Annotated in this window: 15 protein-coding genes; 7 read left to right on the top strand and 8 right to left on the bottom strand. The window is 72.2% G+C overall.

Annotated elements, in window-relative coordinates:
- Window positions 1-79 precede the first annotated feature (79 nt).
- On the top strand, window positions 80-757 hold the full coding sequence (gene gntA / locus K7396_RS35280) for a guanitoxin biosynthesis heme-dependent pre-guanitoxin N-hydroxylase GntA (protein WP_086718706.1): 678 nt from the start codon (window positions 80-82) through the stop codon (window positions 755-757).
- A gap of 66 nt (window positions 758-823) precedes the next feature.
- Here gntA and K7396_RS35275 read toward each other — a convergent pair whose 3' ends face one another.
- Both K7396_RS35275 and K7396_RS35270 read right to left on the bottom strand, forming a co-directional pair.
- Window positions 824-1,477 carry a DUF2238 domain-containing protein gene (locus K7396_RS35275; protein WP_086718705.1) on the bottom strand — a complete coding sequence of 218 codons (654 nt, stop codon included), beginning with the start codon at window positions 1,475-1,477 and terminating at the stop codon, window positions 824-826.
- A 169-nt stretch (window positions 1,478-1,646) separates the two neighbouring features.
- A complete protein-coding gene (locus K7396_RS35270; protein ID WP_223660339.1) occupies window positions 1,647-2,564 on the bottom strand; it encodes a DUF4232 domain-containing protein in 918 nt (305 codons plus the stop codon).
- A 42-nt stretch (window positions 2,565-2,606) separates the two neighbouring features.
- On the opposite strand from K7396_RS35270, the gene K7396_RS35265 reads away from it, so the two are divergent.
- Window positions 2,607-3,248: an HAD family hydrolase gene (locus K7396_RS35265; protein WP_223660338.1), complete on the top strand. Its 642-nt coding sequence runs from the start codon at window positions 2,607-2,609 to the stop codon at window positions 3,246-3,248.
- A gap of 155 nt (window positions 3,249-3,403) precedes the next feature.
- On the opposite strand, the gene K7396_RS35260 is transcribed toward K7396_RS35265, so the two are convergent.
- The 3 genes from K7396_RS35260 to K7396_RS35250 form a co-directional block, all read right to left on the bottom strand.
- Entirely contained in the window at window positions 3,404-4,132 is a 729-nt protein-coding gene (locus tag K7396_RS35260; protein ID WP_086718709.1) for an alpha/beta fold hydrolase, read from the bottom strand.
- A gap of 99 nt (window positions 4,133-4,231) precedes the next feature.
- Window positions 4,232-4,438, bottom strand: coding sequence for a DUF2180 family protein (locus K7396_RS35255; RefSeq protein WP_086718703.1), 207 nt, complete (start codon window positions 4,436-4,438; stop codon window positions 4,232-4,234).
- Between the two features lie 89 nt (window positions 4,439-4,527).
- The gene (locus K7396_RS35250; protein WP_086718702.1) at window positions 4,528-5,151 is read right to left on the bottom strand and encodes a histidine phosphatase family protein; all 624 of its coding nucleotides are present in this window, start codon (window positions 5,149-5,151) and stop codon (window positions 4,528-4,530) included.
- A gap of 490 nt (window positions 5,152-5,641) precedes the next feature.
- Here K7396_RS35250 and K7396_RS35245 point away from each other — a divergent pair, with 490 nt between their 5' ends.
- The 3 genes from K7396_RS35245 to K7396_RS35235 all read left to right on the top strand — a co-directional run bounded on the left by K7396_RS35245 (window position 5,642) and on the right by K7396_RS35235 (window position 9,511).
- Window positions 5,642-6,289, top strand: a complete 648-nt coding sequence (locus K7396_RS35245; protein ID WP_086718701.1) for a CAP domain-containing protein — start codon at window positions 5,642-5,644, stop codon at window positions 6,287-6,289.
- Window positions 6,290-6,534: 245 nt separating this feature from the next.
- Window positions 6,535-6,891 (top strand): VOC family protein, encoded by a 357-nt coding sequence (locus K7396_RS35240; RefSeq protein WP_086718700.1) that lies wholly within the window; start codon window positions 6,535-6,537, stop codon window positions 6,889-6,891.
- 211 nt (window positions 6,892-7,102) lie between these two features.
- Entirely contained in the window at window positions 7,103-9,511 is a 2,409-nt protein-coding gene (locus K7396_RS35235; RefSeq protein WP_086718699.1) for an ATP-binding cassette domain-containing protein, read from the top strand.
- Between the two features lie 51 nt (window positions 9,512-9,562).
- On the opposite strand, the gene K7396_RS35230 is transcribed toward K7396_RS35235, so the two are convergent.
- From K7396_RS35230 to K7396_RS35220, 3 genes are read right to left on the bottom strand one after another with little or no spacing between them, the layout of a single operon-like run.
- Entirely contained in the window at window positions 9,563-11,902 is a 2,340-nt protein-coding gene (locus K7396_RS35230; RefSeq protein WP_086718698.1) for an FtsX-like permease family protein, read from the bottom strand.
- A 3-nt stretch (window positions 11,903-11,905) separates the two neighbouring features.
- A complete protein-coding gene (locus tag K7396_RS35225; RefSeq protein ID WP_086718697.1) occupies window positions 11,906-12,667 on the bottom strand; it encodes an ABC transporter ATP-binding protein in 762 nt (253 codons plus the stop codon).
- A complete protein-coding gene (locus K7396_RS35220) occupies window positions 12,664-13,170 on the bottom strand; it encodes a PadR family transcriptional regulator (protein ID WP_086718696.1) in 507 nt (168 codons plus the stop codon). Before K7396_RS35220 ends, K7396_RS35225 begins: the two co-directional genes overlap by 4 nt.
- A gap of 173 nt (window positions 13,171-13,343) precedes the next feature.
- On the opposite strand from K7396_RS35220, the gene K7396_RS35215 reads away from it, so the two are divergent.
- Window positions 13,344-14,615 (top strand): ABC transporter substrate-binding protein, encoded by a 1,272-nt coding sequence (locus tag K7396_RS35215; protein ID WP_086718695.1) that lies wholly within the window; start codon window positions 13,344-13,346, stop codon window positions 14,613-14,615.
- 202 nt (window positions 14,616-14,817) lie between these two features.
- A complete protein-coding gene (locus K7396_RS35210; RefSeq protein ID WP_152104930.1) occupies window positions 14,818-16,581 on the top strand; it encodes a glycoside hydrolase family 13 protein in 1,764 nt (587 codons plus the stop codon).
- Window positions 16,582-16,632: the final 51 nt, after the last annotated feature.

Genomic DNA, 16,632 nt, shown 5'->3' with positions numbered 1-16,632 from the left:
GCCCGATCTTGACTGCCAGGGTCCCACCACTGCAGGGCCCCCACCAGGGGTATTGCCCCACTCACCGAAGGTCACGAACATGACGGTTGACGCCTCCGCCGCCACCGAAGTTGACGCCGCCGCCGACGTCGGTCGCTTCCTGCTCGGCGATGCCTTCCCCTGCTTGGCCGGCCGTTCGGCATGGCGACAGGGTGGCATCACCCATCGCCATTACACGTGGTTCGGTGATGACGAGGCGGCCCGGCTGATGGCGGCCGATCTTCAGACGTACGTGGAGGCGGTGGACTGGGCCGCCAAGCCCTTCACCAGCTTCGTGGCCACCTTCTCGGGCCCGCTGAACGTCTCGGAGGTCGAGTTCGAGACGCTGCTGTGGCAGCAGCTGCAGGCCGTGCACGACTACGACAGCCTCACGCACCCCTGGGCCGAGGGCTACGACCGCGATCCGGCGTCCGGCGCCTTCGCGTACAGCGTCGCCGGGCACCCCTTCTTCGTGATCGGACTGCACGAGACACACAGCCGCATCGGCCGCCGTCCGCCCTTCCCGATGCTCGCCTTCAACTCCCACGCCCAGTTCGACCGAATAAAGGCCGCGGGCCTGTGGGACCGCCTGCAGGAGAAGATCCGCAAGCAGGACATCGAGCTGCAGGGCAACATCAACCCCAACCTCGTGGAGTACGAGCAGCTCTCCGAGGCCCGGCGCTACTCGGGCCGGCGCAAGCCGGCGGACTGGGAGTGCCCCTTCTCCGCCCGGACCTGAGGGCACGTCAGCGAGCGGCGGCCGTCCGCGTCGCCGCCACGGTGACGAAGCCCGCCCGGAGCACGGTCAGACGGCCTGCCGTTCCGTGCTCCGCTGCTCCTCCACGACGGTGCCGTAGCGCGCGAGCTGACGGTCGTGGACGCGGCTGAGGAGCAGCAGCGAGACGATCGCCCCGAGGAGCGCGCAGGCCATGTCCCACTGGGTGTCCCACGGATCCCCCTGGGTGGCGAGGAACGCGTCGGCCGCCGACCCGCCGGCCAGTGCGCTCCACCACTCGATCATCTCGAAGAACGCGCTGAAGGCCAGGCAGGCGCACACCGTCAGCGGGGCCAGCCAGGCGCTGCCGCGCAGCGGGGAGGTGCGGACCAGGAGTTCGCGGACCAGGATGGCGGGCGCAAAGCCCTGCATCAGGTGCCCGATCCGGTCGTAGGGGTTGCGCGAGAGGTCCAGGGCGTCCTGCAGCCAGTGGCCCAAGGGGACCTCGGAGTAGGTGTAGTGGCCGCCGACGATCAGGACCAGCGCGTGTACGGCGAGCAGGCAGCATAGGAGCGGGCTGAGCGGAAACCGCCGCCACACCACGACCAGCAGCGGCAGGCCGACCATCACCCAGCAGGTCTCCATGACCCAGGTGGTCCGGTCGTGGGGCTGCAGGCCCGAGAGCGCCAGCGCGAGGAACACCGCTACGGCCAGCATCGGGGGGAACTTACGGGAAGTGGTCATGGTGCCCTTATGGATCGACGTGGGGGATCGGGACAAGGGTCGGCGTACTCCGTGCCGCATGGCGCGTCTGCCCAGCGGGCCCGTCGCCACACCACGGGCGGGAAGACCACGACGGCCAACCCTCGTGAGATACGAGGAGGGTTGGCCGTCGAGGGAAGGGGGCCGGCAGCTACCCGGCGGCGGGTGACAGCGTGCTGACCGTGAACTCGTTGCCGCACACCCGCAGGCCGGAGCCACGCGTGGTCATCGACTCCTTGGAGCCCGGCGGGTATGCCTGCACCAGGTCCGCGCCCTTCCAGCAGCCGGAGCCCTTCATCCCCTCGTTGACGGTGTGCAGCACCGCGTGGGCACTGGCACCTGGCGCGAGGGTGACGGCCCTGCCCGCGCCGCCCTCACGGCCCGCCGGCCTTCCGACCGGCTGGCCGTCCCTGGCCAGGAGCGAGACGCCCGGGTAGCCCCGCAGGGTGCAGGACTGCTTGCCGCTGTTGGTGAAGACCAGCGCATAGCGGATGTTGCCGGCCCCCTGGTCGGGCCGGCCCAGGCTCATCCGCATCGACGCGGCCCGGCAGCGGCCGGCCGAGCCGGCCGCTGAGGCGGCACTCTGCGCCGCGGTGGGCCGGCCGTTGCCGCCCGTCCCGCCGGAGGCCGAGCCGGAGCCGGTGTCGGACGAGGCCGCGGGCGACGGGCCCCTCGCGTGGTCGGCCATGTTCTTGTCGCATGCGCAGAGCGCGACGGCACAGGCGGCCGCCAGCACGACGGCGGCGAGGTGGCGTGCGCGGCGGGGCGAGGTGGAGGGCGACATCGTGCTCCCGATCTGGTGGTACGTGTACCGGTCACTGCTGTGGTACACCCGTCCGCCCCGTCCGTGGGCGTTCGCCACGGCGTCGCCGCGATTCGACGGCAACCGGTCGGGCGCCGTCGGCGTGCGGCCGGCGCGGTCGTCGGTGGTGCGGACGAGCGGGAACGAGCCTCTCCGTCCGCACTGTCGGCTCGCTGACGCCGCGCTGCCGTCCGCCACCGTCATGGTCGCGAGGACGGCCGAGATCCATTGGCCGGACCGCACCGAACCCACCGATGACGTGCACATGGCGCGTACGATCGGATGCCCCCCTACGGGAAAGGCATCTCCATGAAGAAGACATCCGCGCGCAGAGCCACCTGGCGCACCCTGCTCGCCCTGGGCGGTGCGGCAGCGTTAAGCGTGCCGACCGCGGGAGCCGCCGAAGGCGTACCGCGCACCACCTCGGAAGGAGGCCGGGGCGGCGGGTGCGCCGTGGTGTACTTCGACCTCGGCGAAACGCTGGTGCACACGGCCGAGGACAAGAGCATCCATTACATGCCGGGAGCCGCCCGGTATCTGCGCGCGCTGCGTGCCCGCCACATCCCCGTCGGACTGATCACCAACGTGCCGTCGTCCTGGGGCTCCACCGACGAGGAGCGGGCGGCGGAGATGAAGCGGGTGATCAACAAGGACTGGGCGGACAGCACGCCGTTCGCCTGGTCGGACTTCGGCGACCGGATCTTCACCCCGCGGACCGAGGCGGAGCGGAAGCCCGCGCCGGCGCTGTGGCAGCGCGCCAGGAGCGCATCGGGCCGCTGCCGGCTGGTGTACCAGGCGGAGACGTCTGACGAGGTGCAGGCCAGCCGCTCCCTCGGATACTTCGCCTACCTGGCCACCCGGCCCAAGTGGCCCACGTACCTCCCGGTGCCGGTGATCACCGCCCTGGCCCACCTTCCCCAGTTGGAAACGCGGGCCGTGAAGGAGCGTTGAGGCGCCCGGCCGGTCGAGCGGGCGAGCGCGGAGCGAGAGTGCGGTGAAACGGACCGGCCTGTGAAACCGGCTTTCACAAGCCGACTTGAACGGGCCGGTTCGTGCGGACGAGCTGGTGCGGGCCGGTGCGTGCGGGCCCGTGTACGAGGTCGTCCTCACCTCGCGGCCGGCCGGCTGTAGCCCTCCAGCCGGCCGGCCAGCTCGGCCGGGCGGGACAGCATCGGGAAGTGCCCGCCCGGCATCTCGTCGGGCGCCATCCCCAGGCGCTCGGCCACCACGGAGCGCAGGAACGGTGCGGGGAAGAGGCGGTCCTGACGGCACAGCAGGAACCGGGTCGGCACCTCGGGCCAGGCCGCCATCGGCCAGGGCCGTGCGGCCGGGGTCCCGGACTGCCGCCGCCAGCGGCCCGCCGCCTCGGCCGCCAGCTCCGGCGGCAGGTCCTGGAAGAACGGATCCGCGGCGGAGCCGGGCACGGCGGACTCGGGTACGTCCTCCGCGGCCGGGCCCGCGCCGGCCCGCTGTGCGTCCCGTGCGGCCCGCCTGACCCGGGAGTCCGGGTGGCCCGTCGCCCGCCACCACTCCCGCGGCTCCTCACCCGGCAGGGGCACCATCGCGGCCACCAGCACCAGCAGGTCCACCGGCACCCGCTCGCAGACCAGCGGCGCGGTGAAGCCGGCGAACGAGTGCGCCACGAGCACCAGCCGCCCACGGCCCGCGACCGCCTCGGCCACCGTGTCCGCGTACTCGTCCAGACCTGCCGCGTCGTCACCGCAGGGCAGATCCACGCTCACCACATCGCGGCCCCGGGCGCGCAGCTCCCTCTCCAGGAGATGCCAGTGCCACGCGTCGCAGGCCGCACCCGGTATCAGCACGAAGGTCGTCATCGACCGCATCATGCCACCGCGGGCGGGCCGGTACCCCCGTTCCCGGCCGGATTCCCGCCCGCTGGACCCGGTCCACCGGCACTCCCCCGGCGCCGGGCATCAGACCGGCTGCGTCGCCCCGCGGCAGACCGTGCACACGATGCGGCGTGCCGGCTCCGGCATGGTGCTCTGCCCCACGCCCTGGACGCGCACCACGGTCTGCGGGGCGGCCCAGGCGTGCCGGTCGCAGAGCGCCGCACCGCAGTTCCGGCAGATCGCCACCGCGGCGGCGGATGCGTCGCTCGTCGCGCAGTCGTAGCAGTTCATGGCACATGTCCGATCTCGTGGGGGAGGTCGACGCGGACCCAAGCGCAATGTACGTCGCGATGCCCGGCGGACGCGGGAAGGCGCCGCCCTCAGGGGTGGGCGTCGGGCGGGAAGCCGGTCCAGCGCAGCTCCGCGGGGAGATGGCCCATGTCGTTGAAGAAGACCAGGGACGCGGGGCGGCCGGGCGCATAGCGGATGACGGTCAGCGCGGCGTTGGCGTGCGCGAGGCCCATCCAGCGCCATGCGGGCGCGTCGAGGGCGGCGCGGACCAGCCAGCCGATGAGGAAGTTGTGGGTGACGACGAGTTGGTGGCGGGGCTCGTCACCGGGGACGGGGCCGGTGAAGTGGTCGAGTGCCTGCCGAGCCAGCCCCGGTCCGTGTTCCCGTTCCGCCGCCGGGAACTGGGCCAGGCGGCGGAGCATGTCGTCCGCGCACTCCGGAGGCAGTTCCGCCCGCTGCGGCAGGTAGGGGACGTAGTCCCCGGCCACGTCCGACACCTGCCGGGGAACGTCGTCGAGCTGGGCGCAGATCAGCCGGGCGGTCTGCTCCGCGCGCGGCAGCGGGCCGTGATGGCACACCGAGACGGGCGTGCCCCGGAGCCGCTCGCCGAGCAGGACGGCCTGACGGCGGCCGCGGTCGGTCAGCTCGGTCTCGTCCGGTGAAGCCTCGCCGTGCCGGGCGAGGTAGAGGAAGCGCGTAGCCGTTCGCGTCATGAGTCCGGTCCCCGTGAGCGTTCATGATCTTCGGATGCCCTGGTGGACGCGGGCCCGCCCGGCGCGGTTCCCCGTACGGACAAAGCGATTCCGTGACATGCGTCATAGCGCATTCCGGTATCAACTAAGCCGCTTAGTAGGTGACGCCTCGGCGACATAAGAGATTTGTCCGTCTTGGTCTATGCATATCTCGCTCGCCATTCAAAGCCATTCGGTCCGCTCGGCGCGATTACCCGGGCGACGAACCCCTAAAGGATTCTGACGGGACAACAGGAATTCCCGAAGATCGGGGAGGCGGACCAGCATGCCCCCGCACCCATGACAAGGGTCGGTCATCACTACGAAGCGCGGTAGTAGCCGAGTTTGTTGCCTCACCTGCACGGCGGTGCCAAGAATGACGAGCCGCAAGGCGTCTCCGCAGCTCAGGCGCGGGAATTGCACAGAGCCAGCCGCGCCAGGGACGCTCCGCAATTACCGAGTGAGGTCACGCATGACGAAACATCGCAGGACGCGGCGCTACCGGCAGATAACCGTCGCCGCCCTGGCCGTAGGAGCCGTGGGTATTCCCTCCGCCGCCATGGCCTGTCTGGGGCACGGGAACGAGGCCGGCCGGCATCACGGCCCTTGGCAGAATGCGTCCTACGACCACCGGCAGGCGAAAACCAAGTGGGCCCACGAGCCGAGCTCGGGCGCCGCTGAAAAGCCCAGCGCTGCCGCCGGCGCTTCGAAGACCACCACCGCCTCGAAAACCACCGCGGCGTCCGGCGACACGGCCAAGGTGGTGGAACTCGTCAACAAGGAGCGCGACAAGGCCGGGTGCTCCCCGCTCAAGGTGAATGCGAAGCTGACCAAGGCCGCCCAGGACCACAGCAAGGACATGGCCGGCCACAAGAACATGTCGCACACGGGCTCCGACGGCTCCTCCCCGGGCGACCGGATCACGCGTGCCGGCTACCACTGGAACTCCTACGGCGAGAACGTGGCCTACGGCTACTCCACGCCCGACGAGGTCATGAAGGGCTGGATGTCCAGCCCCGGCCACAAGCGGAACATCCTCGACTGCTCCTTCAAGGAGATCGGCGTCGGCCTCGCGCAGCCCGGCGACTACTGGACGCAGGACTTCGGCACGGCCGGCTAGTACCGCCCCCGTTGGAGGCACGGTCGCGCAGGTGACCGGCCGGGCCGCCGCGGCGCAGCACAGGACACGGCGCATCGGGCGCACGGGACACTGCTGCGCCGCGGCGGCGTCGGCGGCACTCGCCAGCAGCCCGCTTCCCGGCCGGTGCCGGCGGCGGACCGGCGGGCGATCGAGGCGCGCGCCGCGCACGCCGCGGTTAGCGTGACGGTCATGGGCCTCACCCCCCGACGACCTCAGGAGTGACCATGACCGGCTCTTCCCCCCAGGGCATCAAGACCGTGCTGCACCCGGTGACCGACCTGGCGGCGGCCAAAGCGGTGTACACCGCGCTGCTCGGCGTACCGCCGCAGGCCGACGAGTCCTACTACGTCGGTTTCGAGGTCGCCGGCCAGCACATCGGGCTGGTGCCGGGCGGCGGGCCGCAGGGCATGACCGCACCGGTGGCCTACTGGCACGTACCGGACATCGAGGCGAAGCTGGCCGAGGTCACCGCCGCGGGCGCGACCGTGAAGGAGCCCGCGCACGAGGTCGGCGGCGGCCGTCTGGTGGCCACCGTCACCGACCCGGACGGCAACGTCCTCGGGCTGCTCCAGGACCGGTGAACCACCGCCCGCGCCGCGCCGCCGAGGGCCGATGCCCGGCCGCGGCCGGCCGGCCCGACGCCCCGGCCGGAGCTGCGCGCGGCGGCGGACCCGTAGGTTCCACGGACCGCGGCGGCGGAAAGCGGGACGTACTCCATCGAAGCTGATTGGATCGAGCGGGTGACGCCGGCGGACACCGCGACGGCGGACCCGCCTCACAGATGGAGACACGATGAGCATGCCCACGGGGACGAACGCGCAGGCGGGCGAGCCACACGCCGCGGACCGCCACGATCTGATCCGCGTGCACGGCGCGCGCGAGAACAATCTCAAGGACGTCAGCATCGAGCTGCCGAAGCGGCGGCTGACGGTGTTCACCGGCGTCTCCGGCTCGGGCAAGAGCTCGCTGGTGTTCCACACGATCGCCGCCGAGTCGCAGCGGCTGATCAACGAGACGTACAGCGCCTTCGTGCAGGGGTTCATGCCGACGCTGGCCCGGCCCGAGGTCGACGTACTCGACGGGCTGACGACCGCGATCATCGTCGACCAGCAGCGGATGGGCGCCGACTCCCGCTCCACGGTCGGCACGGTCACCGACGTCAACGCGATGCTGCGCATCCTCTTCAGCCGGCTCGGCATACCGCACATCGGCCCGCCCGGCGCGTACGCGTTCAATGTCCCCTCGGTCCGGGCGAGCGGTGCGATCACCGTCGAGCGCGGCGCCAAGAAGGCGGTGAAGGCGACCTTCTCCCGCACCGGCGGCATGTGCACCCGCTGCGAAGGCCGCGGCACCGTCTCCGACATCGACCTCACCCAGCTCTACGACGACTCCAAGTCGATCGCCGAGGGCGCGTTCACCATCCCCGGCTGGAAGTCCGACAGCTTCTGGACCGTGCGGGTCTACGCCGAGTCGGGCCTCCTCGACCCGGACAAGCCGATCCGCGAGTTCACCGAGAAGGAGATGCAGGACTTTCTCCACCGGGAGCCCACCAAGGTGAAGGTCGAAGGCGTCAACCTCACCTACGAGGGCCTGATCCCCAAGATCCAGAAGTCGTTCCTGTCGAAGGACAAGGAGGCGCTGCAGCCGCACATCCGCGCGTTCGTGGAGCGGGCGGTCACCTTCACCACCTGCCCCGAGTGCGACGGCACCCGGCTGAGCGAGGGCGCCCGGTCGTCGAAGATCAAGGGGATCAGCATCGCCGACGCCTGCGCGATGCAGATCAGCGACCTGGCCGCATGGGTCGGCGGGCTCGACGAGCCGTCGGTGGCACCGCTGCTCGCCTCGCTGCGGCACACCCTCGACTCGTTCGTGGAGATCGGGCTGGGCTACCTCTCGCTGGACCGGCCCTCGGGCACGCTGTCGGGCGGCGAGGCGCAGCGCGTCAAGATGATCCGCCACCTCGGCTCCTCGCTCACCGACACCACCTATGTCTTCGACGAGCCCACCACCGGCCTGCACCCCCATGACATCCAGCGGATGAACGACCTGCTGCTGCGACTGCGGGACAAGGGCAACACAGTGCTCGTGGTGGAGCACAAGCCGGAGACGATCGCGATCGCCGACCATGTCGTCGACCTCGGCCCGGGAGCCGGTGCGGCCGGCGGCACCGTCTGCTTCGAGGGCACCGTCGAGGGACTGCGGGCCGGCGGCACCGTCACCGGCCGTCACTTCGACGACCGGGCCGCGCTCAAGGAGTCGGTGCGCAAGCCCACCGGCGCCCTGGAGATCCGCGGCGCGACCACGCACAACCTGCGCGACGTCGATGTCGACATCCCGCTCGGGGTGCTCACCGTCGTCACCGGTGTCGCCGGGTCCGGCAAGAGCTCGCTCGTGCACGGGTCGCTGCCCGGGCAGGCGGGGGCGGCCGCCGACGGCGGTGTGGTGTCGGTCGGCCAGGAGCCGATCCGCGGCTCGCGCCGGAGCAACCCGGCGACCTACACCGGGCTGCTCGACCCGATCCGCAAGGCGTTCGCGAAGGCCAACGGCGTGAAGCCGGCGCTGTTCAGCGCCAACTCCGAGGGCGCCTGCCCCACCTGCAACGGCGTCGGCGTCGTCTACACCGACCTGGCGATGATGGCCGGCGTCGCCACCCCCTGCGAGGACTGCGAGGGCAAGCGGTTCCAGGCCGCGGTGCTGGACCACCGCCTCGGCGGCCGCGACATCAGCGAGGTGCTCGCGATGTCGGTGACCGAGGCCCAGGAGTTCTTCGGCTCCGGCGAGGCGCGTACCCCGGCGGCGCACCGCATCCTGGACCGGCTCGCCGACGTCGGGCTCGGCTACCTCAGCCTCGGCCAGCCGCTCACCACACTGTCCGGCGGGGAGCGGCAGCGGCTCAAGCTGGCCACCCATATGGCGGACAAGGGCGGCGTCTACCTCCTCGACGAGCCGACCGCCGGCCTGCACCTCGCCGACGTCGAGCAGTTGCTCGGCCTGCTCGACCGGCTCGTCGACTCCGGCAAGTCGGTCATCGTCGTCGAGCACCACCAGGCGGTGATGGCACACGCCGACTGGATCATCGACCTGGGTCCCGGCGCCGGCCACGACGGCGGCCAGGTCGTGTTCCAGGGCACCCCCGCCGACCTCGTCACCGACCGCTCCACTCTGACCGGCCAACACCTCGCGGCCTACGTCGGCGCCTGAGAGGAGGGCCGCGTCCGGGGTTCTCGGACGCGGCCCTCGGACCGGGACGGCCTAGAGCACCGCGCCTGCCGAGTCCGCGAGGCGGCGGCGTGCCGCGCGGGCGGCGGGGAGGAGCGAGGCGGTCGCGGCGACGGTCACCGCGACGGCGACGACCAGCAGCAGGACCGCCGGGGCGGGGTCCTGGGCGATGCCGGTCCCCCAGCCGCTGGTGCGGCCCTGGAGGTTGATCAGCCACTCGGAGACGAGCAGGCCCAGGGCCGTGCCGGCCAGCGCGGCGGCCAGCGTGACGAAGGCGGTGGCCGAGACGATGACGGCGGTGATCTGGCGGGGTGTGAGGCCGACGGCCCTGAGGGCGAGCAGGTCGCGGCCGCGGTCGCGCACGCCGGCGCCGATCGTGGTCGCGAGTTCCGCCAGCCCGATGAGGATCAGCACCGCGATCAGGCCGAGGGCGACGGCGCGGACCGCGGTCAGCTGGTCCGCCGGGTTGGGGATCTCGCGCACTTCGAGACGGCCGGCCGACGCCTTGGTCAGGGCGTCGCGGACCACGCCGGGGTCGGCGCCGTGCGACAGGACCAGGTGGTAGAAGTCCGGGCGGGGCGGCGGGGACCCGGCGGACGTGGCGCCGGCGGTGCCGCCGTCGCGCAGGGTGTCCAGGCTCGTGGAGACGACCCGGCCGCCGTCGGCGGTTTCGATGGTGCGGCCGACGAGGTGGAGGACGTGCGGGTCGCCGGCGACGGTCATCCGGACCCAGTCGCCGACGCGGGCGTCCAGGAGGTCCAGCAGGCCCTGTCCGGCGATCGCTTCGTCGGGGCCGTGGGCGGCGCGCCCCTCCACGACGGTGAAGGGGTAGGGGTGTTTCTCCGTGCCGAGCCCGCGCAGGGTGATCGTCCCGGTCTGCCCCGGTACGAGGGCCTGTACTTCGGCGCCTGGGTAGGCGGTCACCCCGGGCCCGGAGGTGAGGAGTTGGTGCAGCTCCCGGTCGCCGAGGGTGTCGGAGCGCGCGGTGAGCGCCGCGGGCAGGCCGACCGTCTCGGGGTGCGAGGTGAAGCGGTCCAGGGTGGTCCAGGTGCCCAGTGCGATGGTGATGAGCAGCAGCGGAACCGCCAGCCGCGCCACGGCCGCCGAGGCGCGCAGCGGGTGGTGGAAGGCGCCGCGCCAGCCGAGGACCAGGGCCGGCGGGATCCGGAGGCCGAGCGCCCGCCGGGTGAGGCCCGTCGCCCGGCCGCCGGTGGCCGTGACGGCGCGGGCGACGGGCACCGGCGGTACCCGCCCCGCGCGCCACGCGGCCAGACAGGTCGCCGAGCCGATGAAGGCCACCACCCCGCCGGAGATCGCCCAGGGCAGCCAGGCGTGCTCGGGAAGCTGCCGCCACAGGGCCATCGCGTCGCCGATACGGCCGGGGACCAGCGTGCCGAGCCCCTCGGTGAGCAGCGCCCCGAGGCCGACGCCGCCCAGCGCGAAGCCCAGGTGGAGGGTGAGGAACATGCGGACCACCTGGCCGGGCGTGAACCCGATGGCCTTGAGGATCGAGATGTCCCGCAGGTGGGCGCGTACCCGGGTGCTGATGGCGCCGCCCACCGCCAGGGCCGCGGCGAGCAGCGCGCCGAGCCCGAAGAGGCCGAGCAGCCGCCCGAGGAGCTGGTTGTCCCCCTCGGCCGCGGCCTTGGCCTGCCGCCAGGTGGAGACATCGGTGATCTGGTCGGCGCCGAGCCGGGTGACCGCCCGCTGGACGACGTAGTCGGTGTCGGCGGGGTCGGTGAGCTGGAGTCCTATGGTGCGGCCGCGCTGGTCGCCGCCCGCGTCGGAGGCGGCGAGGGTCGCGGGGAGCACCCAGGCCGCGCCCGGGGACTCGCCCGCGCGGAAGCCGGCCTCGGCGGTGTCCGCGACGCCGACGACGCGCAGATGGGCCGCGATGCCGCTGAGTACCAGGGAGTCGCCGGGCTTGGCCCACATGGCACGGGCCACCGAGCTGTCCAGCACGATGCCGGGGGTGGCGCCCGCGTCGGTGTCCGCGTCGAGCCAGCGGCCCGCGACGATCTGGGGAGCGGCGGTGGTGGGGCGCTGCGCCGTCCCCCGCAGTTCCAGGGTCGCCCTGGCCCCGCCGGGCTGGAGGCCGGCGGTGGCGCGGACCGTGCGGAAGGGGCCGGCGGTGGCGCGTACCTCGTCGAGTCCGGCGAGCGACCCGGCGTCGGTGCCGGCCCGGGTGTGGATCCAGACGTGGGCGCCGGAGGACTGGGTGAAGACGCGCTGCCAGGGGTCGGTGGCGTACGCGAAGAACGCGGTGGCCAGCAGCAGGGTGATGGTGATTCCGGCGGTGGCCAGCACGAGGAGCACGGCGGCGGGCCGGTGTGCTCGCAGGTGCGCCTGGGTCCAGCGTGCCGCTGCTCGCACGGGTCAGCCCTGGAGCTTGAGGACGTCGGCCACACCGGCCGGGGGGCGGTTCCGGCTGCCGCCGAGGTGCGCGTCGTCGGCCACCTGGCCGTCGTAGAAGCTGATCACGCGGTCCGCGGCGCTGGCCATCCGGGCGTCATGGGTGACCAGCAGGATCGTCTGGCCGCGGCCGTGGAAGCGGGCGAGCAGCCGCAGCACCTCCCGGGTGCCCTTGCTGTCCAGGCTGCCGGCGGGTTCGTCGGCGAGGAGCAGGCTGGGCGCGTTGACCAGGGCGCGGGCCAGCGCGACGCGCTGCTGTTCGCCTCCGGACAGCTCGCCGGGGGTGCAGTTCTCCTTGCCGGTCAGGCCGAGTTCGTCGAGGAGTCCGGCCCGGTCGGTGCGGGCCTGCCGGGGGGACCGGCCGGCCAGCAGGGCGGGGAGTTCGACGTTGTCGGCGACGCTGAGGTTGGAGACCAGGTTGAAGAACTGGAAGACGATGCCGATGTGGTCGCGGCGCAGCTCCGCCCAGCGTGCCTCGCGGTAGGCGTCGACGCGGCGGCCGTCGAACCAGAGCGCACCGCTGTCGGGCCGGTCGAGGCCGCCGAGGAGGTGCAGCAGGGTGGATTTACCGGCTCCAGAGGGCCCGGTGACGGCGACGAACTCGCCGCGCTCGATGCACAGATCGACGCCCCGTACCGCGGGGACGGGCGCGGCGCCCTCCGGCCGGTGGGTCTTGACCAGGCCGGCTGCCCGGACTATCGGGCCGGACGGCTCGTCCCGGTTCATTCCAACTCCTCCTGACAGCGCTCCAGCCAGTCGAGATCCGCCTGCAGGTGCAGCATCGCGCCCTCGATCAGCAACTGCGCGACCCGGTTGTCCCGGTCCTCGGCCGCCGCGAGTCTGGACAGGTCGCGCATGGTGTTGAGGTAGTGGCGGCGCTGCTTGTTGATCAGGGCGATCTGGTCCGCGGTCCCGGTGTGGGGGGCCAGGGCGAGCTTCATGAAGAATTCGTCCCGTACCCGTGGTTCGGCGGTGGACTCCTCGAACCACGCGTCCACCGTTTCGCGTCCCGCCGCGGTGATCCGGTAGATGCGTTTGTTCGGGCGGTCCGACTGCTCGACGTCCTCCCCCGCGATCAGGCCCGCCTTCTCCAGCCTGCCCAGGGTGACGTAGATCTGGCCGACGTTCGGCTGAGGGTATGCCGCGCCCAGGAGGTTCTCAAGGGCCTGTTTGAGTTCGTAGCCGTGCGCGGGGCCGCTGACCAACAGTGCGAGGAGTGGCAGCCGCACGCTCTCCCTCTCCCTCCCCGCCCTAGTTGACGGTCATCTGAACTCCTCCGGCTGTGAGCCGGGTCGCCGTCGTATCTTCCTGCGGCATCTAGTATCCCGCATGGCTAACAGGTATACATGGGGCGGGCTGTCGGTCCTGTGTCCTTTTCGGCGCCTGGTACGAGGAGGAGCCCATGCGGTGGAAGCGTGCCGCGGGACGGGCTCTGCTGGTCTGCTCGCTGCTGTTCACGGGCCATGCCGGTGCGCAGGCCGGGGAGCCGGCCGGCGGCGCGGACGGCCGGGGTCCCGTCACCCTGGTGACGGGCGGCGACCTCACGGGCTACCTGCGGGGTGTCCTCGCCGGCTGGAACGACCGGCATCCGCGCGAGAAGGTCACGCTGGTGGAGCTGCCGGACGCGGCCGACGAGGTGCGGGCGCAACTGGTCACCGAGCTGCGCGCCCGCAGTGACCGCTTCGACGTGCTCAACATCGACGTGGCGTGGACGTCGGAGTTCGCGGCCGCGGGCTGGATCAGGCCCGTGGACGGCGCGCGGTTCCCACTGAAGCACTTCCTGCCTCCCGTGGTGGACACCGCCACCTTCCGGGGGCGGCTCTACGCGGTCCCTTATGTGACCAACGCGGGGCTGCTGTACTACCGCAAGGATGTGCTCGCCCGGGAAGGTGCGCGGCCGCCGCGCACCTGGGGCGAGTTGGCGCACCTGGCGAAGACTGTCGCGCCGAAGTACGGGATGGACGGTTACGCGGGCCAGTTCCTGCCGTACGAGGGGCTGACCGCCAATGTCGGCGAGGCCGTGCAGTCGGCGGGCGGTTCGGTGCTCGCGGGCGAGGGCTCGCGCGTGACGGTGGACTCCCCCGCGGCCCGTCGCGGACTGTCGTTCCTGCTCGACGGGGTGCGCGAGGGCTGGATCCCGCGGCGGGCGCTGACGTACAAGGAAGAGGAGTCCCGCAAGGCGTTCCAGGACGGCCGGCTGCTGTTCCTGCGGAACTGGCCGTATGCGTACGCGCTGGCAGGCGCCCCGTCGTCGAAGGTGGCGGGGAAGTTCGGCGCGGTGCCGCTGCCGGGCCCCGACGGGCCGGGCTCCAACGCGCTGGGCGGGTCCAACCTCGCGGTCAACGCGCAGTCACGGCACCAGAAGACGGCCGCCGAGCTGATCTCGTATCTGACGAGCGAGCCGGTCCAGCGCCGGGTGCTCACCGAGGGCGCGCTGCCTCCGGTGTGGGCCGGTCTGTACACGGATCCCGGGCTGGTGCGCCGCTTCCCCTACCTCCCGACGCTCAAGCGGGGCGTCCTGGCGGCCAAGCCGCGCCTGAAGAGCCCGCACTACGACCAGGTGAGTCTGGCGGTGCAGGCGGTCGTGCACGACGCGCTGGTGCACGACCGGAGCACGGACGCCACCGTCGCACGGCTGTCGCGGGAACTGCGGGCCATCGTCGGCCGCGGCTGACGCTCGACGCTCCCTCCCCTCCCTCTCTTCTACTTACTTGTTAATTACAGACTGCGGGCACATTCCCCCTAAATCCGGGCATCTCGCAGCGAGTTTCGACAGTTTCGTTGACACTCAAAAGACATCCCTACTTAACATGCATGCATAACAGCGAACGCAGCCGCACGGCATGCATGCTCCTGCAAGAACGGGATCACGGCAGATGCTCATAGCCACGGCAGGGAACGGCTCCCCGGCCGACTCCGCGCCCTCTCTCCCCCTCCCCGGCCCGGCCTCCCCCGCACTCCCGCAGGGCGCCGCCGAGGCCCCGTCCCCGGACACGGCACAGCGCTGGTGGCGCGATGCGGTGATCTACCAGGTCTACGTCCGCAGCTTCCTCGACAGCACCGGCGACGGCATCGGCGACCTGGCCGGCGTCCGCACGGGCCTGCCGTACCTCAAGAAGCTCGGCGTGGACGGCATCTGGCTCAGCCCCTTCTACCCCTCGCCGCAGCACGACCACGGCTACGACGTCGCCGACTACCGCGAGGTGGACCCCGTCTACGGCGACCTCGCCGAATTCGACGGCCTGGTGGCCGACGCCCACCGGCTGGGCCTCAAGGTGCTCCTGGACATCGTCCCCAACCACTGCTCCAGCGAGCACCCGTGGTTCCGCGCCGCGTTGGAGGACGGTCCGGGGAGCGCGGCACGGTCGCTGTTCCACTTCGCGGACGGCCGCGGGACCGCTGGGGAGCTGCCGCCCAACAACTGGCGGGCCATGTTCGGCGGCCCGGCCTGGTCCCGGGTCGAGGAGGAGTCGGGCGCCGGGGGCCAGTGGTACCTGCACATGTTCACGCCCGAGCAGCCCGACCTGAACTGGCGCAACCCCGCCGTGGCCGCCGACTTCGACCAAGTGCTGCGCTTCTGGCTGGACCGCGGTGTCGACGGCTTCCGCATCGACGTGGCCGCCGGGCTGTTCAAGCACCCCGAGCTGCCCGACTCCCCCGACCCCGCGGCCGACGAGCGGACCCGCGACTCGGTCAACCCCCTGGCCTGGAACCAGCCCGAGGTCCACCAGGTGTGGCGCGACTGGCGCGCGGTGTGCGAGGAGTACACCGCCCGCGACGGCCACGACCGGCTGCTGGTCGGCGAGGTCTCCGTACGGACGCCGGGCGAACAGGCCGCGTACGTGCGGCCCGACGAGCTGCACCAGGCGTTCTTCTTCCACCTGCTGACCGCGCACTGGGACGCCGGCACCTTCCGCCGGGTCATCTCCGAGGCGCTGACCGACATCGCCGGCACCGGCTCCACCGTCACCTGGGTGCTCAACAACCACGACCAGGTCCGGACCGTCACCCGGTACGCGACCGCCCCGGGAAGCGCCGGGCCGGTGGAGTCCGCGGGCGGGCTGGGCCCGGCGCGGGCCCGCGCCGGCGCCCTGCTGATGCTGGCGCTGCCCGGCGCCGCGTACGTCTACCAGGGCGAGGAGCTGGGCCTGCCGGAGGTCGTCGACCTGCCGGACGAGGTCCTCACCGACCCGATCTACCACCGTACGGGCAGCCGGGAGCACATCCGCGACGGCTGCCGGGTGCCGCTGCCCTGGTCCGGGCACGCCTCCCCGTTCGGCTTCACCTCCGGTACCGGCGCCGCGCGGCCCTGGCTGCCGCAGCCCGACTGGTTCGCCGAGCACGCCACGGACCGGGCGCTGGCCGACACCCGGTCGTTCTGGCACCTGTACCGCGACGGGCTGCAGCTGCGCCGCAGCCTTCCGCAGCTCGGCGAAGGCACGCTGCGCTGGCTGGATTCACCGCCGCAGGTGCTCTCCTTCGTCCGCGGCGACGGGCTGGTCTGCGCCGTGAACTTCGGTACCGAGCCGGTGGCCGCGCCCGTACCGGGAGTGCCGCTGCTGGCGAGCGGCGACTGCCCCGCGGGGACGCTGCCGGGCTCCACCGCCGCCTGGTGGATGCACGCGCCCGCCCCCCGATAGCCCCACCTCTCCACCGTCCCTCCCCCGTCAGTCCTTCGAAGGGAACCCACC

The sequence above is a fragment of the Streptomyces angustmyceticus genome (assembly GCF_019933235.1).
Taxonomy (GTDB): Bacteria; Actinomycetota; Actinomycetes; order Streptomycetales; family Streptomycetaceae; genus Streptomyces; species Streptomyces angustmyceticus.
This window is presented reverse-complemented; position numbering and strand designations above follow the sequence as displayed.